The sequence below is a fragment of the Bradyrhizobium sp. CCBAU 45384 genome, from assembly GCF_028128665.1.
Classification (GTDB): domain Bacteria; phylum Pseudomonadota; class Alphaproteobacteria; order Rhizobiales; family Xanthobacteraceae; genus Bradyrhizobium; species Bradyrhizobium manausense.
The window spans coordinates 18,203-42,308 of sequence record NZ_LBIZ01000008.1 but is presented as its reverse complement, the minus strand read 5'-3'; the positions used below and the strand labels follow the sequence as shown (position 1 = coordinate 42,308).

General features: G+C 64.6%; 21 protein-coding genes and 1 pseudogene. 13 read left to right on the top strand and 9 right to left on the bottom strand.

Annotated features, from left to right (window positions below; genetic code table 11):
* Positions 1-171: 171 nt before the first annotated feature.
* On the top strand, positions 172-1,386 hold the full coding sequence (locus tag XH80_RS01290; protein ID WP_271597016.1) for a rhomboid family intramembrane serine protease: 1,215 nt from the start codon (positions 172-174) through the stop codon (positions 1,384-1,386).
* A gap of 117 nt (positions 1,387-1,503) precedes the next feature.
* On the opposite strand, the gene XH80_RS01285 is transcribed toward XH80_RS01290, so the two are convergent.
* The gene (locus XH80_RS01285; RefSeq protein WP_271597015.1) at positions 1,504-2,754 is read right to left on the bottom strand and encodes a NupC/NupG family nucleoside CNT transporter; all 1,251 of its coding nucleotides are present in this window, start codon (positions 2,752-2,754) and stop codon (positions 1,504-1,506) included.
* Positions 2,755-2,912: 158 nt separating this feature from the next.
* On the opposite strand from XH80_RS01285, the gene XH80_RS01280 reads away from it, so the two are divergent.
* The 7 genes and pseudogenes from XH80_RS01280 to XH80_RS01250 all read left to right on the top strand — a co-directional run bounded on the left by XH80_RS01280 (position 2,913) and on the right by XH80_RS01250 (position 11,091).
* Complete coding sequence (locus XH80_RS01280) at positions 2,913-4,151, top strand: MFS transporter (protein ID WP_271597014.1); 1,239 nt, start codon at positions 2,913-2,915, stop codon at positions 4,149-4,151.
* A 201-nt stretch (positions 4,152-4,352) separates the two neighbouring features.
* The gene (locus XH80_RS01275) at positions 4,353-5,237 is read left to right on the top strand and encodes an AraC family transcriptional regulator (RefSeq protein WP_271597013.1); all 885 of its coding nucleotides are present in this window, start codon (positions 4,353-4,355) and stop codon (positions 5,235-5,237) included.
* A gap of 217 nt (positions 5,238-5,454) precedes the next feature.
* Positions 5,455-6,528, top strand: a complete 1,074-nt coding sequence (locus tag XH80_RS01270; protein ID WP_271597012.1) for an ABC transporter substrate-binding protein — start codon at positions 5,455-5,457, stop codon at positions 6,526-6,528.
* A 62-nt stretch (positions 6,529-6,590) separates the two neighbouring features.
* Positions 6,591-7,415, top strand: a complete 825-nt coding sequence (locus XH80_RS01265; protein WP_271597011.1) for an ATP-binding cassette domain-containing protein — start codon at positions 6,591-6,593, stop codon at positions 7,413-7,415.
* Positions 7,412-8,667 (top strand): annotated as a pseudogene (locus XH80_RS01260) (sugar ABC transporter permease). The gene XH80_RS01265 and the pseudogene XH80_RS01260 overlap by 4 nt, the downstream one beginning before the upstream one ends.
* A gap of 25 nt (positions 8,668-8,692) precedes the next feature.
* Entirely contained in the window at positions 8,693-9,421 is a 729-nt protein-coding gene (locus XH80_RS01255) for an SDR family oxidoreductase (protein ID WP_220002638.1), read from the top strand.
* 50 nt (positions 9,422-9,471) lie between these two features.
* Positions 9,472-11,091 (top strand): FGGY-family carbohydrate kinase, encoded by a 1,620-nt coding sequence (locus XH80_RS01250; RefSeq protein ID WP_271597010.1) that lies wholly within the window; start codon positions 9,472-9,474, stop codon positions 11,089-11,091.
* A gap of 110 nt (positions 11,092-11,201) precedes the next feature.
* On the opposite strand, the gene XH80_RS01245 is transcribed toward XH80_RS01250, so the two are convergent.
* The 5 genes from XH80_RS01245 to XH80_RS01225 form a co-directional block, all read right to left on the bottom strand.
* Complete coding sequence (locus XH80_RS01245; RefSeq protein WP_057740898.1) at positions 11,202-11,960, bottom strand: SDR family oxidoreductase; 759 nt, start codon at positions 11,958-11,960, stop codon at positions 11,202-11,204.
* A 25-nt stretch (positions 11,961-11,985) separates the two neighbouring features.
* Positions 11,986-12,744, bottom strand: a complete 759-nt coding sequence (locus tag XH80_RS01240) for a proteasome-type protease (RefSeq protein ID WP_057740901.1) — start codon at positions 12,742-12,744, stop codon at positions 11,986-11,988.
* Positions 12,745-12,933: 189 nt separating this feature from the next.
* Entirely contained in the window at positions 12,934-13,782 is an 849-nt protein-coding gene (locus XH80_RS01235; RefSeq protein ID WP_271597009.1) for a transglutaminase family protein, read from the bottom strand.
* 106 nt (positions 13,783-13,888) lie between these two features.
* Positions 13,889-14,833, bottom strand: a complete 945-nt coding sequence (locus XH80_RS01230; protein WP_057740903.1) for an alpha-E domain-containing protein — start codon at positions 14,831-14,833, stop codon at positions 13,889-13,891.
* A 4-nt stretch (positions 14,834-14,837) separates the two neighbouring features.
* Positions 14,838-16,256, bottom strand: coding sequence for a circularly permuted type 2 ATP-grasp protein (locus tag XH80_RS01225; RefSeq protein WP_271597008.1), 1,419 nt, complete (start codon positions 16,254-16,256; stop codon positions 14,838-14,840).
* Positions 16,257-16,533: 277 nt separating this feature from the next.
* On the opposite strand from XH80_RS01225, the gene XH80_RS01220 reads away from it, so the two are divergent.
* The 3 genes from XH80_RS01220 (at position 16,534) to XH80_RS01210 (ending at position 18,558) form a co-directional block, all read left to right on the top strand.
* On the top strand, positions 16,534-17,271 hold the full coding sequence (locus XH80_RS01220) for a competence/damage-inducible protein A (RefSeq protein ID WP_271597007.1): 738 nt from the start codon (positions 16,534-16,536) through the stop codon (positions 17,269-17,271).
* 32 nt (positions 17,272-17,303) lie between these two features.
* The gene (gene gpt, locus XH80_RS01215; protein WP_271597006.1) at positions 17,304-17,831 is read left to right on the top strand and encodes a xanthine phosphoribosyltransferase; all 528 of its coding nucleotides are present in this window, start codon (positions 17,304-17,306) and stop codon (positions 17,829-17,831) included.
* Positions 17,832-17,940: 109 nt separating this feature from the next.
* Positions 17,941-18,558 (top strand): hypothetical protein, encoded by a 618-nt coding sequence (locus tag XH80_RS01210; protein ID WP_271597005.1) that lies wholly within the window; start codon positions 17,941-17,943, stop codon positions 18,556-18,558.
* A gap of 117 nt (positions 18,559-18,675) precedes the next feature.
* On the opposite strand, the gene XH80_RS01205 is transcribed toward XH80_RS01210, so the two are convergent.
* A complete protein-coding gene (locus tag XH80_RS01205) occupies positions 18,676-19,698 on the bottom strand; it encodes a methionine synthase (RefSeq protein ID WP_271597004.1) in 1,023 nt (340 codons plus the stop codon).
* Between the two features lie 295 nt (positions 19,699-19,993).
* Between XH80_RS01205 and XH80_RS01200 the strand changes: the two genes are divergently transcribed.
* Together XH80_RS01200 and XH80_RS01195 are read left to right on the top strand one after the other, a co-directional pair.
* Positions 19,994-20,602 (top strand): 2-hydroxychromene-2-carboxylate isomerase, encoded by a 609-nt coding sequence (locus XH80_RS01200; protein WP_271597003.1) that lies wholly within the window; start codon positions 19,994-19,996, stop codon positions 20,600-20,602.
* Positions 20,602-21,579, top strand: a complete 978-nt coding sequence (locus XH80_RS01195) for an NADPH:quinone oxidoreductase family protein (RefSeq protein WP_271597002.1) — start codon at positions 20,602-20,604, stop codon at positions 21,577-21,579. Before XH80_RS01200 ends, XH80_RS01195 begins: the two co-directional genes overlap by 1 nt.
* A 73-nt stretch (positions 21,580-21,652) precedes the next feature.
* On the opposite strand, the gene XH80_RS01190 is transcribed toward XH80_RS01195, so the two are convergent.
* Both XH80_RS01190 and XH80_RS01185 read right to left on the bottom strand, forming a co-directional pair.
* Positions 21,653-22,543: a crotonase/enoyl-CoA hydratase family protein gene (locus XH80_RS01190; protein ID WP_271597001.1), complete on the bottom strand. Its 891-nt coding sequence runs from the start codon at positions 22,541-22,543 to the stop codon at positions 21,653-21,655.
* A gap of 141 nt (positions 22,544-22,684) precedes the next feature.
* Positions 22,685-24,106 (bottom strand): amidase, encoded by a 1,422-nt coding sequence (locus tag XH80_RS01185; RefSeq protein ID WP_271597000.1) that lies wholly within the window; start codon positions 24,104-24,106, stop codon positions 22,685-22,687.

The window sequence follows — 24,106 nt, the reverse complement described above, 5'->3', positions numbered from 1 at the left end:
CACTTCATCCGGGCTACGGCATGCGCCGACACAATCCCTAAAAAGCCCCAGATCCGCGAAACCGGGCCGTTACCAGTCCGACCAATTCACCAGCCCCTATCGCAGCCCGCTAACCCGATCGAAAATATCCCTGGCGTCAACTCAAGGCTGTGACACCAGGGACATGCTTTGATGGCGACCAATAGTTTTGGCCGGCGCGGCGTCGTGGCGCCACCTTCGAGAGCCTCGTTTCAATCCGTCGCCACGCCGGCCGCTCCCGCGGTCATGCGGGACGACGATGAGACCGCGAGTGAGAGCTCGCTTTTTCGCGACAACAAGTTTCTCTCCGATATCCCTTTCCTCACAATCGGCCTGATTTTCTGTCTGATGGTGATCTTCGCGCTGCAACGGAGTCTCGCCGTCGACATGGGGCGGGACGGCTCACTCGATGTCCGCTCGCTGATCGCACAGGGCGCGTCCGGCTACGATCTGGTTGTCGGGAAAAACGAGTGGTGGCGGATTGGCCTTGCGCCGCTTCTGCATGGCAGCCAGTGGCACCTCATAGGCAATTGCGTTGCGCTGTTCATCGTCGGCGTCAGGCTGGAGAGCCTGATCGGCCGTGGCTGGTTTTCGCTGATCTTTGTTGCCAGTGCGCTGGCCGGCGAGGCCGGCTCGCTGCTGGGCAATGGCTCGGGCACCGTCGGCGTCGGCGCGTCAGGCGCCATTACCGGGCTCATCGCCGCGCTGTTCGTTGCGAGCTTCGAGCCCGAGGCGGACGCCGAGACGACGATGTCGCGACTGAAGACGTCGCTCTTCTTCGGTGTTCCGGCACTGCTGCCGCTGGCCTTTGGCGCCTCCGGCAACGTCAACTATTATGCGCATGCAGGCGGTGCGGTAGCTGGTGCCGCGCTTGCCATCACGCCGTGGATCGCTTTCTGGTCCTATGACAGCCTGCCGCGAAGCGCTGGCATGGTGTTGCTCGGAGGATTTGTGGGATCCCTGATTTGCGCCGGCTTCGCCGCCATTCACTATCGGTCCTACATGGCCGATGCCGGGCAGTATATCCGCGCGTCGGAAATGCCGGCGGGCACGCGCGAGATGGCCGGCCGTTCCGCTGATTTCGTCAACCGCTATCCGAAGGACCCGCGCGCTCACCTGTTCCGTGCGATTTACTTCGCTGAACGGAACAGCCTCAGTGCCGCTGAGGCGGAAGTGCAAACCGCGATGTCGCTCGCTGCGTCGGATGTGGCGGGCGGTCCGGTGCGATCGGTGGCGCGGGCCTTGCTGGCGCAATTGCTGCTCGCGCGGGGACGGACCACCGAGGCGAAGGCCATGGCGGCCGAGGTGTGTCGCGCCAAGCTGGGTGACGTGCGACGGCTCCTGGAGCAGTCGAAATTGTGCGGTTGAGGTGGAGGCTCTCTCCTCGTCATTGCGAGGAGCCCTTGCGACGACGCAATCCAGACTGCCCCCCCGCGGGAAAATTCTGGATTGCTTCGCTTCGCTCGCAATGACGAGCGGACAGACCTACGTCAACACCCCGACCACCGCGCCCATCAGGCACGTCGTCAGCGTCCCCGATGCGATCGACTTCAACCCCAGCGCGTTGATCTCCTCGCGCCGCTCCGGCGCCATCACGCCGAGGCCGCCGATCATGATGCCGAGGCTGGCGAAATTGGCGAAGCCGCACATCGCATAGAGCATGATCAGGCGCGAGCGCGGATCGAGCGTGTCGGGCGGCAGCTTCGAGAAGTCGACATAGGCGACGAGCTCGTTGAGCACGGTCTTGGTGCCCATCAGGCTGCCGGCGGTGATCGCCTGGTCCCAGGGCAGTCCCATCAGCCAGCACACCGGCGCCATGATCAATCCCAGCACCCGCTGCAGCGAGATCGCGGCGCCCCCCACGGCAGGCAATAGCCCCAGCACCGCATTGGCGAGATAGACCAGCGCCACCAGCACCAGCAGCATCGCGACGATGTTGATCAACAGCTCGATGCCGGCGCCGGTGCCCTTCACGATCGCATCCATGGTGCCGGAGACCGCCATCTCCGGATCCTCGAGCGCGCCGCCGGTGCGCTTGTCCGACGTCTCGGGGATCATGATCAGGCTGACCAGGATCGCGGCCGGCGCGCCCAGCACGGAGGCGATGACGAAATGCGCCGCTGCGTCAGGAATGAGAGGCGCAAGCAGCGTCGCATAGAGCACCAGCACGGTGCCGGCGATGCCGGCCATGCCGCCGGTCATCACCAGAAACAATTCGCTGCGCGACATCTGCGAAAGATACGGCCGCACGAACAGCGGCGCCTCGACCATGCCGAGGAAGATGTTGGCGGCGGTGGAGAGCCCGACCGCGCCGCCGACGCCCAGCGTGCGCTCCAGCAGCCAGGCCATGCCGCGCACAACAGGCGGCAGCACCCGCCAGTAGAACAGCAGCGTCGTCAGCACGCTCATGACCAGCACGATCGGCAGCGCCTGGAACGCCAGGATGAAATCGGCGCCCGGCACCTTCAGCTCGAAGGGCAGGGTGCCGCCGCCGACATAGCCGAACACGAAGGAGGAGCCGGCGCGCGAGGCCGCCGAGATGGCGCCGACCGCGTCGTTGATGGCCCCGAAAGCGTGCGCCACGAAAGGTACCTTCAAAAGCACGATCGCGGTGACGAAGGTGACGACGAGGCCGATCAGCGCCTGGCGCAACGAGACCGCGCGGCGATTCTCCGCGAGTGCGAAGGCGATCAGCAGCAATGCGAAAACGCCGAGTGTCGATTGCAGCCGCAGCATGATGTCCCCAAACCCTCAATCATTATGGCCGCGCCTGCGTTGCAAACGCAATGCCGGGAATGGTGCGGGCCGTCCTGCTGTTGACATCCGGGTCCCGGTCAGCCACCCCCGGCGCGTCGATATCAAGGGCCGATCGTCCGCGCGTGACCGAACAGGCGATGCCAGAGCAGTCAGGATCCGTCAGTCCGCCGGCCACCGCCGGTGAGCTCCTCCGCCATCCCGCCTTCCTGTTTTTCCTGCTCGCCCGCAGCCTGTCGCGCTTTTCCAGCCAGATCGCGGCGGTCGCGATCGGCTGGCAGATCTATGATCTCACCGGCTCGGCCTTCGACCTCGGCATGGTCGGGCTGGTGCAGTTCGCGCCCACCGCGCTTCTGGTGTTCGTCGCCGGCCACGCCGCCGACCGTTTCGAGCGCAAGCGCGTGGTCCAGCTCTGCCAGCTCGTGGAAGCCGCCACCGCGCTCTATCTCGCTGTCATCACCTATCTCGGCGCGGTCAGCGAAGTGCAGATCTTCATCGCGACCTTCGTGCTCGGCATTGCCGGCGCCTTCGAAAGCCCGACCACCGCGGCGCTGCTGCCGCTGATCGCGCCGCAGGGCTCGCTCCAGCGTGCGACGGCGGTCGCGAGCGGGGCGGCCCAGGTCGCGACCATCACCGGGCCTGCGCTCGGCGGCTTTGCCTACGCGATCGCACCGCATCTCGCCTACACCGTGATGCTGCTGTTCTGGGTCTTCGGGATGATCCTGACCGGCTTCATCCAGCCGCGTCCGCAGGCGGTCGCCAGGCAAGGAACGGAGGAGGACAATATCTTTGCCGGCGTCCGCTTTATCAGGAGCAATCCGGCGATCCTCGGCACCATCTCGCTCGACCTGTTCGCCGTGCTGTTCGGCGGCGTCACCGCGCTGTTGCCGATCTATGCCCGCGACATCCTCCAGACCGGCCCGGTCGGGCTCGGCGTGCTCCGGGCTGCGCCCGCGGTCGGCGCGCTGCTGATGACCATGGTGCTGGCGCGCCACGCCATCTCCAGGCATGTCGGCCTGCGCATGTTCCAGGCGGTGATCGTGTTCGGCATCGCCACGATCGTGTTTGCGCTGTCGTCCTGGATGTGGCTGTCGGTGTTGTCGCTCGCGATCCTCGGCGCCGCCGACACGATCAGCGTCGTGATCCGCTTCTCGCTGGTGCAGCTGGCGACCCCCGACGAGATGCGCGGCCGCGTCGGCGCGGTCAACTTCCTGTTCATCAACGCCTCGAACCAGCTCGGCCAGTTCGAGAGCGGCCTGACGGCAGCCCTGTTCTGCGCCATGCCGGCGGCCGTGCTCGGCGGCGTCTGCACGGTTGCCGTGGCGCTGCTCTGGATGAAGCTGTTTCCGAGCCTGCGGAAGGTGGAGAACCTGGAGTAGGGAAGCCCGTCGAAGCCTGAAGGCATATTGCAGCGCCCACCGAACGAATGTCAAAAGAGTATCGGTTCGGCATCTGAATCGTGGTGGCGGCAGCGGCGGTCACCCGATACGGTTTCGAGCAATAGAGAGAGCTGAGCCAAATTCAGCCATCGGGTCCGAGCCCAGACGTTTACAAACCGGGCCGGCCAGGAGGGAACGGATATGGAACCAGACCTGGAAGTCGTCCAGATACGGCGCGGCGAGTCGTTCAAGGCTTGGTCGCACGGGTATCCCTTCCACACGGTCAGGTGGCACTTTCATCCGGAATACGAGATCCATCAGGTCGTCGCGACCAGCGGTCGCTACTTCGTTGGCGATTTCATCGGCCAGTTCGAGCCGGGCAACCTCGTGCTCACGGGACCCAACTTGCCGCATAATTGGGTGAGCGACCTGCCGGCGGACATGACCATCCCGCTGCGCGGACGCATCATCCAGTTCAGCGAAGAATTCATTGGCGACACGATGAGGCTGATGCCTGAGCTGTCGGGTCTCGGCGCGCTGCTGGAATCCTCCCGGCGCGGCGTCCTTTTTGCCGGCAGCACGAGCAAGGAGCTTGCCCCGCTGATGGAGGAGATCGTGGCGGCGAAGGGCGTGCGCCGGATCGAACTTTTCATGATGATCCTGGGGACGCTCTCCCGCGCCCGTGGTGCACTGCCGCTGTCCAGCCCGAACTATTTGCCCGACCCGTCCGGCTACATGTCGGCGGGGATGAACAAGGCGCTCGCCTTCATCCGCGAGAACCTCACGCAGCCGTTCAGCGAAGCCGATCTCGCCGCGATCGCGGGCCAGTCGCAAAGCGCGTTCTCTCGCTCGTTCCGCCGGCACACGGGGATGTCGCTGGTGCAATATATTAAGCGGCTCCGCATCAATCTCGCCTGCCAGATCCTGATGAGCGACGAACACGCGTCCATCACCGACATCTGCTTCCAGGTCGGCTTCAACAATCTCTCCAATTTCAATCGCCAGTTCCTGGCCGAGAAGGGCATGCCGCCTTCGCGCTTCAGGCGGTTGCTGGCGGACAACATCAACGCGGCACGCGCCGCCTAACCGGGAGGAGCAAGGGAGGAGGACGATTACGGGAAGAATGACGCGGGCGCGCCGATGGCGGCCTGCGAAGGAGATCGTCTGTCCGAAAATTCCGCGTGGCTTCGGAGGCTGTCGGCGCTGACCGCCGTTCTCATCCGGCTGCGGAAGCAGGGATGGCTTGTCTCCAAGACATCAACGAGCAGCACTTTAACACCCAGTTTCCGAAAGGGAAGTCCGAATGACAAAGCCCTCGCTCAAGACTATTTGCTCGGCCGCTCTCGCCCTGTCGCTACTCGGCGCAACGGCCATGTCCTCGCGTGCCGCGGAGGTGAAGGATGCAACCGTCGCGTTCCTGATGCCCGACCAGGCCTCAACCCGCTACGAACAGCACGACTATCCAGGCTTTGCTGCCGAGATGAAGAAGCTCTGCGCCAGCTGCAAGGTCGTCTACCAGAATGCCAGTGCGGACGCCGCGCGCCAGCAACAGCAGTTCAACTCGGTGATCTCGCAGGGCGCCAGGGTGATCGTGCTCGATCCGGTCGACTCGGCCGCCGCCGCTTCGCTGGTGAAGATGGCACAGTCCCAGGGCATCAAGGTGATCGCCTATGATCGCCCGATCCCGGACGCCAAGGCCGACTTCTACGTCTCCTTTGACAATGAAGGCATCGGCAAGGCCATCTCGGAATCGCTGGTCAAGCATCTGAAGGACGCCAAGGTCACGCCGAAGGAAGGTGAGGGCGTGCTCCAGATCAACGGATCGCCTACCGATGCCGCCGCGGGACTCATCAAGAAGGGCATCCACGCGGGCCTGGACAACAGCGGCTATCCGATCCTCGCCGAATACGACACGCCGGACTGGGCGCCGCCCAAGGCGCAGCAATGGGCGAGCGGCCAGGTCACCCGCTTCGGCAAGAAGATCCTTGGCGTCGTCGCTGCCAACGACGGTACGGGCGGTGGCGCGATTGCCGCGCTCAAGGCCGCCGGTGTCGAGCCGGTGCCGCCGGTGACGGGCAACGATGCGACGATCGCCGCGCTTCAGCTCATCATCGCCGGCGATCAGTACAACACGATCTCCAAGCCCAGCGAGATCGTTGCAGCCGCCGCGGCCCAGGCGGCGGTGGAGTTCCTCTCGGGCGGCACGCCCAAGTCGGAAACCACGCTCTTTAATACGCCATCAAAGTTGTTCATTCCGGCTGTCGTGACCGAGCAGAACCTGAAGGCGGAGATCATCGACAAGAAGATCCAGACCGCCGATCAGCTCTGCACCGGCCGATATGCTGCCGGATGCAAGAAGCTCGGCATCACGCAGTGAGCGAAGCAGCGTCCCGGCCGCTCAATGCGGCCGGGACGAACGAAGAGAAAGCGTAAGCGGACATGTCCACGATTCCGGATGTCGACCACCCGCAGGAGGGGCCAGGCAAGCTGGTGCTGAGGCTTCGCGGCATTTCGAAGAATTTCGGCGCGGTGTCCGCCCTTGCCGATGTCGACCTCGACGTCCATGCCGGCGAGGTCGTGGCGCTTGTCGGTGACAACGGCGCCGGGAAGTCCACGCTGGTGAAGATTCTGGCCGGCGTGCACCAGCCTACGTCCGGGACGATCGACTTCGATGGCGAACAGGTCGTCCTGTCCGATCCGGCCACGGCGCTCGGCCTCGGCATCGCCACCGTCTTCCAGGATCTGGCGCTCTGCGAGAACCTCGACGTGGTCGCCAATATCTTCCTCGGCCGCGAGCTCAATCCTGTCAGGCTCGATGAGGTGTCCATGGAGATCCGGGCCTGGACGTTGCTCAACGAATTGTCGGCCCGCATTCCGAGCGTGCGCGAACCCGTCGCGTCGCTGTCTGGCGGGCAGCGCCAGACCGTGGCGATCGCGCGCTCGCTGCTGACCGAGCCGAAGCTCATTCTGCTCGACGAGCCGACCGCAGCGCTCGGCGTCGCGCAGACCGCAGAGGTGCTCGACCTGATCGAGCGCGTGCGCGCCCGCGGCCTCGGTGTCATCGTGATCAGTCACAACATGGAGGACGTGCGCGCCGTTGCCGACCGCATCGTGGTGCTGCGCCTCGGCCGCAACAACGGCGAGTTCGGACCCGATGTGTCCAACCAGGATCTCGTCACGGCCATCACGGGGGCCGACGAGAATTCGGTCTCCCGGCGTGCCAGCCGACGCGGCGCGGAGTCGTCGCGGGAGGTGCTGATATGACCGACGACACGCAACGGGTCTCGACCGCGCGGTTGCTGGACCGCCGCGACGAGCGCGTCGCGCATGCTGATACGCTCCGCGGCACGATCGGCGCCTTTGTCGACCGCGTGCGATCGGGCGACCTCGGCTCTCTGCCGGTGGTGGTCGGCCTCTTGATCATCTGCACCGCATTCCAGAGCCTCAACCCGGTCTTCCTGGCGCCTGACAATCTGGTCAATCTGCTGTTCGATTGCTCGACCGTAGGCGTCATCTCGCTCGGCATCGTTTGTATCCTGATGGTCGGCGAGATCGACCTCTCTGTCGGCTCGGTGAGTGGCTTCTCCTCTGCGTTGATCGGCGTGCTCTGGGTCAACCAGGATTGGCCTGTGGCGGTGGCTGTTATCGTGGCGCTGGTGCTGGGCGCCTCGATCGGCGCCCTCTATGCCTTCCTGTTCAATCGGCTGGGTATGCCGAGCTTCGTCTCGACGCTGTCAGGCCTGTTGGCATGGCTCGGCCTGCAACTCTATCTGCTTGGCTCGTCCGGCTCGATCAACCTTCCTTATGGATCGCCGCTGGTCAATTTCGGGCAGATGCTGGTCATGCCGCCGATCGTATCCTACACGCTGGCGGCACTTGCCGGCGTGGTCGTGTTCGCGACCGGCTACCGCATGGCCGCGCGCAGGCGCGCGGCGGGACTGTCTGCAAGCACGCTCGGCCACCTCCTGCTGAAGGCTGCGCTTGTTATCATCGTGCTCGAATTCATCGTCTACTATCTCAATCTCGCGCGTGGCGTCCCATGGATGTTCGGCGTGTTCGTCGGCTTGTGCGTGGTCATGAACTACGCGCTGAAGCGGACCAAATGGGGCCGCTCGATGAGCGCGGTCGGAGGCAATCGCGAGGCCGCCCGTCGTGCCGGCATCAATGTTCGCCGGATCTATGCAAGCGCCTTCATGCTGTGCTCCACGCTCGCGGCCGCCGGCGGTATCCTCGCCGCCGCCAGGCTCGCATCGTCCAGCCAGCAGGCTGGCACGGGCGACGTGAACCTCAACGCCATCGCAGCCGCGGTCTCGGCGGCACCAGCCTGTTTGGGGGGCGCGGCAGCGCCTATTCCGCACTGCTCGGCATCATCGTCATCCAGTCGATTGCCAGCGGCCTCACGCTGCTCGATCTCTCATCGTCGCTTCGGTACATGATCACCGGCGCCGTGCTTGCCGTTGCGGTCATCGTCGACTCGCTCGCACGACGCTCGCGTGTCTCCCATGGCCGAGCCTAAACAAACTCCAACAAGAGGACCGACCGTGGGCCAGGAACTTGCAGGAAAAGTTGCCGCCATCACCGGTGCCGCCTCTGGCATCGGTCTCGAATGCGCCAGGACGATGATCGAATCCGGTGCGCGTGTCGTGCTGGTCGATCGGGCAGAGGAGGCGCTGAACAAGGTCTGTTCCGAGCTTGGCGAGAACGCGATCCCGCTGCGTATCGACCTCACTGATCATGCGAGCATGGCATGCATGATGCCGCAAGTGCTGGAAAAAGTGGGCCGGCTCGACATCTTCCATGCCAATGCCGGTACCTATGTCGGCGGCGAGGTGCTTGGCGGCGATCCCGACGCGTGGGACCGCATGCTCAACCTCAACGTCAACGCGCTGTTTCGCTCCATCCACGCGGTGCTGCCGCACATGGTAGAGCGCAAGAGCGGTGACATCATCGTCACCAGTTCGATCGCCGGTCTCGTTCCCGTCGTCTGGGAGCCGATCTACACCGCCTCGAAACATGCCGTGCAGGCCTTTGTCCATACCGTGCGTCGGCAGGTCGCGAAATATGGCCTGCGCGTCGGCGCCGTGGCGCCGGGCCCGGTCGTGACCGCGCTCATCAGCGACTGGCCGAAGGAGAAGCTCGACGCAGAGATGGCGGCAGGGGGCCTCATCCAGCCCACGGAAGTAGCGCAGGCGGTGCTCTTCATGTTGACCCGTCCGAGAAACGTCACGATCCGCGACCTCGTGATCCTGCCGCAGAGCAACGATCTCTAGCGCTTCCGCATCTGCGATCTGAACGTTGCTTCATGGTGAGGGTCTCCGCGATGACGCGTCATTTTCTGGGTATCGACGTCGGCACGGGCAGTGCGCGAGCCGGAATCTTTGATCGCTCCGGCAGGCTTGTCGCCACCGACAGGGCCGACATCACGCTTTGGCGCGAGGCTGGCGATATTGTCGAGCAATCGAGCGAGGACGTCTGGCGCGCCGTATGCCGCAGCGTGCGCAGCGCGGTCGGAAAGGCCGGCATCGCGCCCGACAGTATTGCCGGAATTGGTTTTGACGCGACCTGCTCGCTGGTGGTGCTAGGCAGTGGCGGCGCGCCGCTTGCCGTGGGTCCGTCCGGCGACCCGGCCCGCAATATCATCGTATGGATGGACCACCGCGCCGTCGATCAAGCGCGCCGGATCAACCGCACTGGCGCGAAAGTTTTGGACTATGTCGGAGGGACGATCTCACCCGAGATGGAGACGCCGAAACTGCTATGGCTTGCCGAGAACATGCCGCGCAGCTTTGCGGACGCCTGGCAGTTCCTGGACTTGACCGATTTCCTGACCTGGCGCGCAACGGGGAGCCTTGCTCGCTCCACCTGCACCGTCACGTGCAAGTGGACTTATCTCGGCCACGAAGACCGCTGGGACGCCAACTTCTTTCGTGCGATCGGGCTCGGCTCGCTGGCGGACGAGAAGTTTCGTCGGATCGGCACCGAGATCGTGCCCGGCGGGACACGGCTCGGCGCCGGCCTGACGGCGGAGGCCGCGAGCGACCTTGGCCTGACGTCGGGCACATCGGTTGCGGCAGGTCTCATCGACGCCCATGCCGGCGGTGTCGGCACGGTAGGCGCCCGCGGAGCTGCCGGGACGGTACTCACGCGCATGGCCTACGTGTTCGGAACGTCCGCCTGCACCATGACAACAACGACGGAGCCGACGTTCGTTCCCGGCGTTTGGGGGCCTTATTTCTCGGCCATGGTGCCGCGCCTATGGCTCAATGAGGGCGGACAGTCAGTCGCCGGTGCAGCCATTGACCGTCTCATCCAGATGCATCCCTATTCCGCGCAGGCCACAGAGGCGGCACGTCGGGATCAGCGGTTGCCCTCCGACTGGCTCGCTTCGGAAGTGGAGGTGCGCGGCGGTGCGGGGATGATCAAGGAATTGGTCGGCGAACTTCATGTCGTGCCGGAATTTCTCGGCAACCGCGCGCCCTTCGCCGATCCCGATGCGCGCGCGCTGATCGCTGGACTGGATATGCGCGCGGACCTGGAGAGCTTGCTCGCCCTCTATCTTGCCGGCCTGTGTGGCCTTGGTTACGGCGCGAGGCAGATCGTGCGCGCCCAGCAGGACAAAGGCATCGCCATCGATACGATCGTCGTCAGCGGAGGCGCGGCCCAGAGCCGCCTGGTGCGGCAGGTGCTCGCCGATACGACCGGCTTGACCGTTGCTGCTTCGGCATCCCCCGAGCCCGTGTTGCTCGGCTCCGCGTTGCTGGGGGCGGTTGCGTCCGGCGATCACGTGAGCGTTGCGGAGGCGATGGAGGCGATGTCGGCTCTGGGAGAAATACATACGCCCCACGCAGCCCTGGCAGGCTGGAACGAGCAGCGCTTCGCAGCCTTCGAGGCCTTGCAGCAGGTCGGCCGATCAATCCGTGCGGGGCGGGCGGATGTTTGAGCGCCCGCAAGGACGATTGTTGAGATAGCGCGCGGACTTGCGTCGCGTCACCCCGGCAGGAGACGCCTTCCGGCGTCTACTGTGTATGGGGTTGTTTTCGCAGTTTGGCGCTAGCCCCGCCCCACGAACGGCATCTTGGTCGCCATGACGGTCATGAACAGCACGTTGGCATCGAGCGGCAGGCCGGCCATGTAGGCGACGGCATCGCCGACCGCCTTCGCGTCCATGCGCGGCTCGTGCTTGGTGGTGCCGTCCGGCTGCAGCACGCCGGGGCCGTTGACCATGCGATCGGTCATCGGGGTCGCGGCATTGCCGATGTCGACCTGGCCGACCGCGATGTCATACATGCGGCCGTCGAGGTTGCTGGCCTTGGTGAGACCGGTGATGGCGTGCTTGGTCGAGGTGTAGGCCGCCGAGAACGGCCGCGGCGCATGCGCCGAAATCGAGCCGTTGTTGATGATGCGGCCGCCGCGCGGGCTCTGGTCCTTCATGATGCGGAAGGCGTGCTGGGTGCACAGGAACGGGCCGGTGAGGTTGGTGTTCACCACCGCCTGCCACTGCTCGAGGCTGAGGTCCTCGAAATTGACGGCGGGCGCGCCCATGCCGGCATTGTTGAACAGCACGTCGAGGCGGCCGTAGGTCGCCTTCACCTTGTCGAACAGAGCTGCGATGGAGTCAGGCTTGGTCATGTCGGCGGTGACGCAGAGGCTCTTGCCCGCGGGGCCGAGCTTGGCGGTCTCCTCGAGCATCTCCAGGCGGCGGCCGGCGAGCACCACGGTGAAGCCGGTGTTCATCAGCGCCAGTGCCGCCGCGCGTCCGACACCGGTGCCAGCACCCGTCACCAGGGCGATCTTTTTTGCTTCACTCATCGTTTCCTGCCTTTTCTTTCTGTTGTCAGGTTTTGGGTTCTTTTTCGTTCTTGTAAGGCGGCCGCGGAATGTTCTGATGCGCGGCGCGGAGCGCCGCCGACCAGCGCGAGCGCAGGTCGTGGAAATAGGGCTCGCCCGCCTCGATGCGGTGGTTGAGATCGGCCTCGCAGGCGTCCGTGCGCACCACCAGCACGTCGATGGGAAGGCCGACGCCGAGATTCGAGCGCATGGTCGAATCCATCGAGATCAGGCCGGTCTTCAGCGCCTCGTAGAGCTCGACGTCGTAATGCATGGCGCGGTCAAGCACCGGCTTGCCGTATTTGTGCTCGCCGATCTGCAAGTAGGGCGTGTCGGTGGTGCACTCGATGAAATTGCCGGCGGTGTAGACCATGAACAGCCGCATGCGCGCGCCCTTGATCTGGCCTCCGAACAGGAAGGAGACGTCGAAGGAGACGTCCTCGGACTTCAGCGCCGGCCCTTCGGTCGCGTGCACGGCCCGGATCGCCCGGCCGATACGCTGGGCGGCCTGGAACATGGTCGGCGCGTTCATCAGCGTCTCGATCTCGCCCGTGTTGGGGTCTTCGAGGCCTTCGGTCAGCGTGGACAGCACCGACTGGCTGATGGCGAGGTTGCCGGCACTGGCGATCGCCATGATGCGGTCGCCGGGCTTGGAGAAGATATGCAGCTTGCGGAAGGTCGAGACATTGTCGAGGCCGGCATTGGTGCGGGTGTCGGCGATCATCACCAGACCGTCCCGAACCAGGATTCCGCAGCAATAGGTCATTTCCAGTCCCCGAACGCGTTTGCGCGGACTTACTAGCCAATTTCGCCGCCCGCTCCAACCCCCGATTCCCCGGGGATGGCTGTCATTCCGGGGCGCACGTAAGCGCGAAATCCGGAATCCATCTCTCCTCCAACTCCGCGGCCCGATGGATTCCGGGTTCGATGCATCGCATCGCCCCGGAATGACGATCTATCCCTGCCGCTGCGACTGTGATTGCGACTGCCCGCCGCGGCCGGCCTGCTCGACCTTGACCGCGACGGTCAGCGTCTCCGCGCCGCCGCCGTAACGGGTGCCGCGCACGGGGGCCGCGCCGAGATAGTCGAGCCCGATTGCGACGCGGACATGGGCATCGGTCGTGCAGATGCTGTTGGCGGGATCGAAGCCGACCCAGCCGAGATCAGGCACATAGGCTTCAGCCCAGGCGTGGCCGGCGTCCTGATGCACGGTGCCGTCGGAGCGCAGGAAGTGCCCGGACACGAAGCGCGCCGGCACGCCGCCGGTGCGGGCGCAGGCGATGAAGATATGCGCATAATCCTGGCAGACGCCGCGTTTCAGCGTGAACGCTTCGGCGGCCGAGGTGCCGCTGTTGGTCGGATCCTCGTCGAAAGTCATGTGATCGCTGATCTCGCTCATCAGCGTGTGCAGGAAGCCGAGCGTGTCGCTCTCGGCCTCGCTGCGCAACTGACGCGCGACCGCCGCCATCGCCGGATTGACGGTCGTCAGGTCGGTGGTGCGCAGGAACATGTCGGCGGGAAAGCGTTCGTCGGCACCGCGCAACACCCCGCCGGTGTCGTGGGTTTCGATCAGACCTTCGGCGGTGATCCGGATGTCGCTGACGGGCCCGCAGGACAGCACATGGGTGACGTTGCCGAACGCGTCCTCGTGCATGTCGAGCTTGGTGTCGGTGGAGACGTCGATCTGCCATTCCGCCACATATTGCCCGTCATGGCTGCACGGGGTCATGCGCAGGATCTGGATCACGCTCGTCGCCGCCGGCTCGTAGCGATAGGTCGTGGTGTGCTGGATTCGCAGGCGCATGGTGGACCGTTTTTCTTGCGTCATTCCGGGGCGGTGCGCAGCACCGAACCCGGAATCTCGAGATTCCGGGTTCGCCCTTCGGGCGCCCCCGGAATGACGGCGTACGTCAAATCAAATACTGCTTCGTGATGATTTCGCCCAGCCTGGAATTGTCTGCGATGAATTCCTGAATGAATTCATGCACGCCATGCTGGAAAATGTCGTTCATGTTGCTGTGTTCGAGCCGGTTGCGGATGCCGCGGGCGTGGCGCTGGGCCGGGCCCTGGCGGCCATAGGCGACGCCGATCTGGTCGAGATTGCGCACGAGATTCTCGTAGCAGCTCGCCAGCGAGCGCGGCAGCGTGCCGTTGAGGATGAGCAGGTCCGCGACCAGCCACGGCTTCAGCGTCTCGCGATAGACCCAGTGATAGGCCGTCAACGCGGAGACCGAGCGCAGGATCGAGCTCCACTGATAAAAGTCGAGCGGGCCGCCGACATGCTCCTCCTCCGGCAGCAGCACGTGATACTTCACGTCGAGAATGCGCGCGGTGTTGTCGGCGCGCTCCAGATGCAGGCCGAGGCGGGAGAACCAGTAGGCGTCGTTGCGCAGCATCGTCCGGTAGGCCGAGCCGTCGAAACGCAGCGAGGTCTCCTGCACGAAGCGCAGGAACTTTGCGAGCTCTTCGCGGGTCGAGGTGCCCTTGCTCCAGACCTCCTGCAACTCGATCCAGGCCGAGTTGATGGTGTCCCACATCTCGCTGGTCAGCGCCGTGCGCACCGAGCGCGAATTCAGCCGCGCCGCCTCGATGCAGTTCCTGATCGAGGAGGGATTGTCGGCCGAGAACGAGAGGTAGTCGACGACGTTGTGCTCGTTGGCCTCCTCATGGGTCTGATAGAAGCTCTCCGCGACGCCGGCGGTGAGCAGGGCGGAATCCCATTCGTTGGTCTTGCCGATATAGGTTGCGGGAAGGGCGGTGACGCGCAGGGTCGCATCGATGGTGCGTGCGAGGTATTCGGCCCGTTCGACATAGCGGGCGAGCCAGTAGAGGTTTTCGGCGGTACGCGACAGCATCTCTCTACTCGTCCAGAATCCAGGTGTCTTTGGTACCGCCGCCCTGGCTCGAATTCACCACGAGCGAGCCTTCCTTCAGCGCCACACGCGTCAGCCCGCCCGGCACGATGGTCGTGCTCTTGCTGCCGGTCAGCACGAAGGGGCGAAGGTCGACATGGCGCGGGGCAAGGCCGGAGGCCGTGCAGGTCGGGCAGGTCGAGAGCGCCAGCGTCGGCTGCGCGATAAAGCCTTCCGGCTCGCGCTTCAGCTTCTCGCGGAAGGCCTCGATCGTCGCCTTGGTCGCGGCGGGGCCGATCAGCATGCCGTAGCCGCCCGAGCCGTGCACCTCCTTGACGACGATCTCGCTGAGATTGTCCAGCACATAGGCCAGATCTTTCGGCTCGCGGCAGCGCCAGGTCGGCACGTTCTTCAGGATCGGCTCCTCGCCGAGATAGAATTTCACGATGTCGGGCATGTAGGAGTAGATCGCCTTGTCGTCGGCGATGCCGGTGCCGACCGCGTTGGCGAGCGTGATGTTGCCGGCCGCGTAGGCCGACATCAATCCAGGTACGCCGAGAACGGAGTCCGGGCGGAAGGTGAGGGGGTCGATGAAATCGTCGTCGACGCGACGATAGATGACGTCGACGCGTTTCAGCCCTTCCGTCGTCCGCATGAACACTTCGTTGTTCTTGACGACGAGGTCGCGGCCTTCGACGAGTTCGACGCCGAGCTTGTCGGCAAGGAAGGAGTGCTCGTAATAGGCGGAGTTGTAGACGCCCGGCGTGAGCAGCGCGACCGTCGGCTCGCTCGATGCGCTGTGCGGTGCGACCGAGCGCAGCGCGGCGAGCAGCTCATCCGGATAGCGTTCGACCGGCGCCACCCTGTGGCGGGCGAACAGATCCGGAAACAGCCGCATCATGATCTCGCGGTTTTCCAGCATGTAGGACACGCCCGAGGGCGTGCGCGCATTGTCCTCAAGCACGATGAAGTCTTCGGCGTCGACCCGGACGATGTCGATGCCGGCGATGTGCACGTAGACGTCGTGCGGCACCTGCTGGCCGTTCATCTCCGGACGGAAGACCGGATTCTGGAAGATCAGATCCTCGGGCACGACCTCGGCGCGAAGGATGTCGCGGCCATGATAGATGTCGCGCAGGAACATGTTCAGCGCTTTGACGCGCTGCTTCAGTCCCTTTTCCAGCACCGTCCATTCCCTGCCGGACATGATGCGCGGGATCACGTCGAACGGGATCAGGCGCTCGGTGGATTCGGAGTCCCCGTAGACGGCGAAGGTGATGCCGATCCGGCGGAACAGGAGCTCGGCCTCCTGGCGGCGATATTCGAGCGCCTCGGGAGGCGTCTCCTTGAGCCAGCGCGCCAGCTCCTGATAGGCGGGGCGAAGGTCCCCGCCGGGAATATTCATTTCATCAAACGCGACTGCCATAGATCCCGACTTGTCTCCGCAAGGCGTTGCGCCATGTGGCAGGTCGTCTGGCCTTGGTGAAGACCGCAACGTCCTGGCCATGCGGCAAGAGTGCATGACTTTCATGTGGTAGCAAGGGGCGGGCCAGCGCGATAAGCATTGAGAGAGGGCATTTGCCGGGGCTAGTCGGCGGCCTGCCTGAAAAAATGGCTGAGGACTGCTTATTTCGGCAGCAAAAGCGCGTGACTTCAACGCGTTACCCCGGCAAATTCGGGACTACAGGTGAGGGACTTAAGGCATGAGCGAGATCGTCACGGCGGGCATTCTGGTCATCGGGGATGAAATCCTGTCCGGCCGAACCAAGGACAAGAATATCGGCTTCATCGCCGAATACCTGACCAATATCGGCATCGACCTGAAGGAAGTGCGGATCGTCTCCGACGACGAGGACGACATCATCGCAGCTCTGAATGCACTGCGGCATCGCTACACTTATGTCTTCACCACCGGCGGCATCGGGCCGACCCACGACGACATCACCGCCGACAGCGTCGCCAAGGCGTTCGGTGTCGGCATTGACCACCACCCCGAAGTGGTCGCCCGTTTCAGGGAGCGCTGGAGCGAGCAGGACCTCAACGAAGCCCGGCTGCGCATGGCCCGCATCCCCGACGGCGCCGAGCTGATCCAGAGCGCGACCATCCTCGCGCCCGGCTTCAAGATCGGCAATGTCATCGTCATGGCCGGCGTGCCCTCGATCATGCAGGCGATGATGGACATCGTCTCACCCAAATTAAAATCCGGTGTCCGCATGCTGTCCGAATCGGTCCGCGCCAACGCGCGGGAGGGCGATATCGGCAGCCCCTTAAGGGCCATCGCCGCCGCCCACCCCGACACCATCATCGGCAGCTATCCCTTCATGGACGAAGAGCAGAAGCCCAACACCAATCTGGTGGTGCGTTCGCGCGATGCGGATAAGCTCGCCGCAGCGATGGCGGCGGTGAAGGAAATGCTGGCGGGATTGAACGCCACCCGGTAGCAAATGCCGGCAGACCAAGGCAGGAGACGACGATGGCTGGTGAAGCACCGGAACTGAGCGCGCAGGAGCGGGCAGGCAGGCCCTTTCCAGTGTCGTGGGATCAGTTCCACCGGGATTGCCGGGCACTGACCTGGCGGCTCAACGAGGTCGGGCCGTTCCACGCGGTGATCGCGATCACCCGCGGCGGCCTGGTGCCGGCGGCGATTGTGGCGCGCGAGCTAGGCCTGCGCGTGATCGATACGGTCTGCATCGCCAGCTACGACCATGACAAGCAGGGCGATCTCCAGGTCCTCAAGGGCATTTCCGAACAGGCGATGAAGCTCGGCGGCGGCACCGGCAAGGGGCTGTTGATTGTCGATGACCTCGTCGACACCGGCAAGACCGGCAAGCTCGTGCGCGAAATGCTGCCGGATGCGCATTTTGCCACCGTCTACGCCAAGCCGAAGGGCCGTCCGCTGGTCGACACCTTCATCACGGAAGTCTCGCAGGACACCTGGATCTTCTTCCCCTGGGACACCGCGCTGTCCTATCACCCCCCGCTTCGCGACGGCGCGGCGTAGGGTCTCGAGTCTTTCCGGGGCGATGCGAAGCATCGAACCCGGAATCTCGAGATTCCGGGTCTGGTCCTTGCGGACCATCCCGGAATGACGGCCGCAGAGTAGGCCGCCCATGCCCCTGCAAAACCGCGTCACGCCGACCGGCGACATCATCGCAACGCCACATCGCGGGATGTTCACCGGCAATCGCGGCATCATCCATGATCCCGCGACCAAGACGCTTTTGAAGAAGCGCTGGTCGTCGCCGGCCTGGCTCACCTGCACCTGCGAATTCCGCGGCCGCCGCCGCGAGGTGATGGCGCAGCGAAGCTGGACCGAGCTGTTCTTTCTCGACGAGGCTACCGCGCTCGCCGCCGGGCATCGCCCCTGCTTCTATTGCCGCCGCGACGATGCCAATCGCTTCCGCGCCGCATGGGAGAAGGGCAACCGTGTGCACGATGTCCGCATGCACGACATCGACGCCGTGCTGCACCACGAGCGGGTCGATCACGGCAGCAAGCGGCTGCACGCCCTGCTGATGCCGCTCGACCAATTGCCCGAGGGCGCGATGCTGCAGCAGGGCAAGGCCAGCTATCTCGTCACGCAGGGCAGGGCGCTAAAGTGGTCGCCGGCGGGATACTCTGCGGCGGAGCAGCTCGCCGACGACGCAATGCTGCTCACGCCGCCGTCGACACTCCGCACGCTGCACGCCGGCTATCGGCCGGTGCTGCACCCCTCAGCGCAGGCCTAAAGCGCGATGAGATTGGGTTGAATCGTCATCGCGCTTTAGCTCTTTGTTTGAGCATGATCTTTTCGGAAAACCGATTCACACTTTTCCGGATCACGCTCTAGCGTCCGATCCTCGTCATCACCCCAGCTTCTCGCGCGCCAGCGCCGCGCCGGCGCCGAGCGCCATCAGCTTGGCTTCGGCGATCTCGCGCCGCATCGGCGCCATGCCGCAATTGGTGGTGGCGATGATGTTGCTCTTGGGCACGAATTTCGAGACAGAGTCGATCACCTGCACGACGTCCTCGGCGGTCTCCACCATATCGCTGGCGACGTCGATCACGCCGGCCTGCACGATCTTGTTCCTCAGGAGCGCCAGCAGATCGAGCGGCACTTTGGAATTGCGGCATTCGATCGCGACTTGCTGGATCGGGCTGGCGTCGATCGCCGGAAAGATCTGCTCATACTGCCGCCACTGGCTGCCCAGCGTCTGCTTCCAGTCGGTGTTGGCCTTGATGCCGTAGCCGTAGCAGATGTGCACGGCGGTGGTGCAGGTGAGCCCTTGCGCGGCCCGCTCCAGCGCCTTGATCCCCCAGTCGTTGACCTCGTCCATGTAGACGTTGAAGGCCGGCTCGTCGAACTGCACGAGATCGACGCCGTCGGCGGCAAGCTCCTTGGCCTCCTCGTTCAAGAGCTCGGCAAAAGCGAAGGCCATCTTGACGCGGTCGCCATAGTAACGGTCCGCAATGGTATCGATGATCGTCATTGGACCGGGCAGGGTGAATTTCAGCTTCTTCTGGGTGTGCGTCCGCGCCACGCGCGCCTCGAAGTCGTGCACGCGCCCCTTGAGCCGCAGCGGCGCGACCACCTGCGGCACCATCGCCTTGTAGCGATCCTTGCGGATGCCCATCTCGACCTTGTGGGCGAAGTCGATGCCTTCGATCTTCTCCAGGAAGCCGTGCACGAAATGCTGCCGGGCCTGCTCGCCCTCGGTGACGATGTCGATGCCGGCGTCCTCCTGGACCTTGAGCCAGATCAGCGTCGCATCGCGCTTGGCACGTAGCAGCTCGTCGCCTCCAGATTTCCAGGGCGCCCAGAGCATGTTGGGCTCGGCGAGCCATTCCGGCTTCGGCAAGGAGCCGGCGATCGTGGTTGGAAACAGCATGGCGGCCCTCCCGGCGGGTTGTGTTGCGCCCCTTCCTGCCATGTCTTAACGTCGAGGTACAGAACAACGAAAGTCGCCCACTATTCCGGCGATCTCGCCCAATAACCGCCAGAGGGCTAGGGACGTGTTGGGAAGGAAGTAGGACATCTCCGCTCGTCATTCCGGGGCGCGACGAAGTCGCGAACCCGGAATCCATCGGGCCGGTGAATGCTGCGAAATGGATTCCGGGCCTGCGCCTTGCGGCGCATCCCGGAATGACGAAATCAAAACAAGCAGAACACCAAGGAAACGCGCCATGATCGAATTCTTCTTCGACTGTTCCAGCCCGTGGACCTATCTCGCCTTCCACAACATCCAGCCGCTTGCGAAGGAGCTCGGGGCCGAGATCATCTGGCGGCCGATCCTGGTCGGCGGCATCTTCAACACGGTCAACCCCAGCGTCTACGCGCAGCGGGAGAAGCCGGTGCCGCTGAAGGCGCGCTACATGAAGAAGGATCTCGCCGACTGGGCGCGCTCGGCGGGGCTCTCGATCAAGATGCCGCCGACGGTGTTCCCGGTAAACAGTGTGAAGGCGATGCGGGGATGCATCTGGCTCGGAAAAGACATGGTGCCGTTCGCGACATCAGTGTTCGAGGCCTATTGGGGCAGCGACAAGGACATCTCGCAGGACGCGGTGCTCGCCGAGATCTGCAGGAAAGTCGGCGTTGACGAGCAGAAGTTCTTCGCGGGGATTTCGGAGCAGGGGATCAAGGATCAGCTCAAGGCCAACACCGAGGAGGTCGTCGCCCGCGGCGGGTTCGGCTCGCCAACCATTTTTGTCAACAAGACCGACATGTACTTCGGCAACGACCGCCTGCCGCTGATCCGGGAGGCGCTGCTGCGCAGCAAGGCGAGCGCGGCCTGATGGTGCGCGCTGTCGTCTGCCGCACGCTCGGCGCGCCCGAAACGTTGCGGCTGGAAGAGTTTCCATCGCGCGCCCTGAAGCCGGGCGAGGTGCGCATCGCGATCCGCGCTGCGGGGCTGAACTTTCCTGATGTGCTGATGACCGCGGGCGAGTATCAGCTCAAGCCCGAGCTGCCGTTCACGCCCGGCGTGGAAGCTGCCGGCGATGTGACCGAGGTCGGCGCCGAGGCGAGGGGCGTCTCCATCGGCGACAAGGTTATCGTGAAGATGCGTTACGGCGCTTTCACGGACGAAGCGGTGGTGACCCGTTCGCAACTTACGCCAATGCCGTCGACGTTCGACTACGCGGAAGCCGCGACCTATCTCGCCGGCCATGGCACCGCCTATCACGCGCTGATCGACCGCGGCCGGGTCGAGCGGGGCGAGGTGCTGCTGGTGCATGGCGCCGGCGGCGGCGTCGGCCTTGCCGCCGTCGAGATCGGCAAGATGCTGGGCGCAACCGTGATCGCGACGGCGGCCAGCGACGAGAAGCTTGCGATTGCGAAATCGCGCGGCGCCGATCATCTCGTCCGCTACGACCGCGAGCCGTTTCGCGATGCCGTCAAGCGCATCACCGACGGCCGCGGTGCCGATGTCGTGTTCGATCCCGTCGGCGGTCAGGTCTTTGAAGACTCGATGCGCTGCATTGCCTGGGGCGCACGGCTCCTGGTGATCGGCTTCACCGGCGGCATCGGTTCGGCCAGGACCAATCTCCTGCTGATCAAGGGCGCCAGCGTGCTCGGCGTCCGCGCGGGTGAAGCCGTGCGGAAAAACCCGGAGCTTGGCGAGATCAGGCTGAAGGCGCTGCTGCAATGGGCGGAGGAGGGCAAGCTGCGCCCCAACATCTCGCATCGCCTGCCGCTGGAGGATTGCGCCAAGGCGATGCGGCTGTTGCTCGACCGCAAGGCGATCGGGCGGGTGGCGCTGGTGATGCAGTGATGGGGCCATAGGGTGGGTTACGCCCAGCATCTGCGCTTCGCGCAGCCGCTGGTCCAACCCACCCTACGAAGCTCTACTTGTACTCCCGCTCCGTCCACCACGGGAAATAATCCGGCATGTCGCTCGACACCTTGTTCTTGAACTGCGCCGGCCGCTTCTCCAGGAACGACACCACGCCATCCTTCACATCCTCCGAGCGGCCGCGGGTGTAGATGCCGCGGCTGTCGATCTTGTGCGCTTCCATGGGATCGTCCGCACCCATCATGCGCCACATCATCTGGCGGATCAGCGCGACCGACACCGGCGCGGTCTTGGCGCAAAATTCCTCGGCGAGCGCGCGGGCGGTCGGCAGGAGATCGTCGGGCGCCACGACCTTGCTGACGAGGCGACCGGCGAGGGCCTCCTGCGCCGGGAAGACGCGGCCCGAATAGCACCATTCCAGCGCCTGCGAGATACCGACGATGCGCGGCAGGAACCAGCTCGAGGCCGCCTCCGGCACAATGCCGCGCTGGGAGAACACGAAGCCGAAGCGCGCGGCCTCGGAGGCGATGCGGATGTCCATCGCGAGCTGCATGGTGACGCCAATGCCGACCGCGGGACCGTTCACCGCGGCGATCACGGGCTTGAGGCACTTGAAGATGCGCAACGTCACCTGGCCGCCGCCGTCGCGCACCTGCGGGTCGCTGTAATCGACCCTACCATCCGCGAAACGCTTCACCGGTCCGCGCCGCGCGTCGCGATCGAAGGTATCGGCGCCCGACGACAGATCCGCACCCGCGCAAAAGCCGCGTCCGGCGCCTGTGACGATGATGGCACGGACATTGTCGTCCTTGTCGGCGGCGTCGAACGCGTCGATCAGCTCGGCCTGCATCTGCGCGTTGAAGGCGTTGAGCTTGTCGGGCCGGTTCAGCGTGATGGTGAGGATCTGCTCGGCGACCTCGTATTTGATCGTCTGATACGCCATCGATGGTTTCCTTCCCACATTTCTTCTCTTGATATTTAGCACGTCATTCCGGGGCGATGCGAAGCATCGAACCCGGAATCCAGAGATGAGGCGCGAGATTCCGGGTTCGCGCTAACGCGCGCCCCGGAATGACGAGAACGACTACTTCGCCGGCGGCCTCGGCCACGACCTCTGCGCGCCGCGCAGGCCCTCGAACGCCTTGGCCAGGCCGAGTACGCCGATATCGTCGAAGCGGCGGCCGACGATCTGCACGCCGATGGGAAAGCCCGCGTCATCGAAGCCGCCATTGATGGTGACGGCCGGGTTCTCCGACATATTCCACGGCACGGTATAGGCGATGTGTTCGAACGGCCGCATCGGATCGTTGGTGGGCGAGGCCCAGTCAGCCGGGTAGTTCACGTTAGGCGCCGTCGGCGAAATCACATAGTCGAGCTCGCAGAACAGCTTTGACGCCGCCGCGCGGATCGCCATGGTCTGGTTGAAGCCTCTGATAACATCGACGCCCGAAAGCTTTGCGCCTGAAGCGCCCCATTTGGAAATGTAAGGCAGCACCTTTGCCTGGTCGGCCGGCGTCAGTTTCGACAGATCGTCCCACATCCGCGCGCGCCAGAAATTGTCGAGACCGTCGAGCATATCGCGCGTGAGGATGCCATCGACTTCGGTGACGACGCTGCCTGCGGATTCGAACGCCTTTGCGGCCTTCACCGCGACCTCGCGGACGGCCCTTTCCGCCGGCAGGCCGACACCGGCATCGAGCATCAGGCCGATGCGCAATTTGCGCGGCGACTTCTCAAGTCCCTTCCAGTTCAGCGGCTCCGCCGGCAGGCTCATGCCGTCGCGCCGATCGGGCTTGGCGATCACGCTCATCATCAGCGCGCAATCATCGACCGTGCGGGTCATCGGGCCGGCGACGCGGCCGACATAGGGCGGATCGATCGGCACGCGGCCAAAGCTCGGCTTCAACCCGACAAGGCCACACCAGCCCGCTGGTAACCGCACCGAGCCGCCGATATCGGTGCCGAGATGCAGGGGGCCATAGCCCGCTGCGGCGGCCGCGCCTGCGCCCGCGCTGGAGCCGCCCGGATTCTTGGAGAGGTCCCAGGGATTGCGCGCCAGCGCATGGAACGAAGAGAGCCCCGAAGACAGCATGCCGTAATCGGGCATGGTGGTCTTGGCGAAGATGATGCTGCCTGCCTCACGCAAGCGCGCGGCGGGCGGCGCGTCCTTCTCGGCCGGCACCAGCTTGACGCTCGCAGCGCCCAGCGGCACCGGCACGCCCTTGGTCGCGATGTTGTCCTTGATCGTGACAGGCACGCCGTCGAGCGGGCCTGACGGCTCGCCTCCGGTCCAGCGCGCGGTCGAGGCTTTTGCGGCCTCGCGCGCGCTGTCAGGATCGAATGCATAGAGCGCCTTCAGATGCGGCTCCCACGCAGCGACATGCGCGAGCAGATCCTCCAGCACCTCGCTTGGCGAGAATTGTTTTGCCCGATAGCCCGCGATCAGATCGACCGCGGAGAGATCGTGCAGCGAGGTGATCGCATCCTCAGCACTCTTCTTCTGCAT

Coding starts and splice junctions, on each gene's coding strand:
- XH80_RS01290 (WP_271597016.1), top strand. CDS start 172: ATGGCGACCAATAGTTTTGGCCGGCGCGGCGTCGTGGCGCCACCTTCG.
- XH80_RS01285 (WP_271597015.1), bottom strand. CDS start 2,754: ATGCTGCGGCTGCAATCGACACTCGGCGTTTTCGCATTGCTGCTGATC.
- XH80_RS01280 (WP_271597014.1), top strand. CDS start 2,913: ATGCCAGAGCAGTCAGGATCCGTCAGTCCGCCGGCCACCGCCGGTGAG.
- XH80_RS01275 (WP_271597013.1), top strand. CDS start 4,353: ATGGAACCAGACCTGGAAGTCGTCCAGATACGGCGCGGCGAGTCGTTC.
- XH80_RS01270 (WP_271597012.1), top strand. CDS start 5,455: ATGACAAAGCCCTCGCTCAAGACTATTTGCTCGGCCGCTCTCGCCCTG.
- XH80_RS01265 (WP_271597011.1), top strand. CDS start 6,591: ATGTCCACGATTCCGGATGTCGACCACCCGCAGGAGGGGCCAGGCAAG.
- XH80_RS01250 (WP_271597010.1), top strand. CDS start 9,472: ATGACGCGTCATTTTCTGGGTATCGACGTCGGCACGGGCAGTGCGCGA.
- XH80_RS01245 (WP_057740898.1), bottom strand. CDS start 11,960: ATGAGTGAAGCAAAAAAGATCGCCCTGGTGACGGGTGCTGGCACCGGT.
- XH80_RS01240 (WP_057740901.1), bottom strand. CDS start 12,744: ATGACCTATTGCTGCGGAATCCTGGTTCGGGACGGTCTGGTGATGATC.
- XH80_RS01235 (WP_271597009.1), bottom strand. CDS start 13,782: ATGCGCCTGCGAATCCAGCACACCACGACCTATCGCTACGAGCCGGCG.
- XH80_RS01230 (WP_057740903.1), bottom strand. CDS start 14,833: ATGCTGTCGCGTACCGCCGAAAACCTCTACTGGCTCGCCCGCTATGTC.
- XH80_RS01225 (WP_271597008.1), bottom strand. CDS start 16,256: ATGGCAGTCGCGTTTGATGAAATGAATATTCCCGGCGGGGACCTTCGC.
- XH80_RS01220 (WP_271597007.1), top strand. CDS start 16,534: ATGAGCGAGATCGTCACGGCGGGCATTCTGGTCATCGGGGATGAAATC.
- gpt (WP_271597006.1), top strand. CDS start 17,304: ATGGCTGGTGAAGCACCGGAACTGAGCGCGCAGGAGCGGGCAGGCAGG.
- XH80_RS01210 (WP_271597005.1), top strand. CDS start 17,941: ATGCCCCTGCAAAACCGCGTCACGCCGACCGGCGACATCATCGCAACG.
- XH80_RS01205 (WP_271597004.1), bottom strand. CDS start 19,698: ATGCTGTTTCCAACCACGATCGCCGGCTCCTTGCCGAAGCCGGAATGG.
- XH80_RS01200 (WP_271597003.1), top strand. CDS start 19,994: ATGATCGAATTCTTCTTCGACTGTTCCAGCCCGTGGACCTATCTCGCC.
- XH80_RS01195 (WP_271597002.1), top strand. CDS start 20,602: ATGGTGCGCGCTGTCGTCTGCCGCACGCTCGGCGCGCCCGAAACGTTG.
- XH80_RS01190 (WP_271597001.1), bottom strand. CDS start 22,543: ATGGCGTATCAGACGATCAAATACGAGGTCGCCGAGCAGATCCTCACC.
- XH80_RS01185 (WP_271597000.1), bottom strand. CDS start 24,106: ATGCAGAAGAAGAGTGCTGAGGATGCGATCACCTCGCTGCACGATCTC.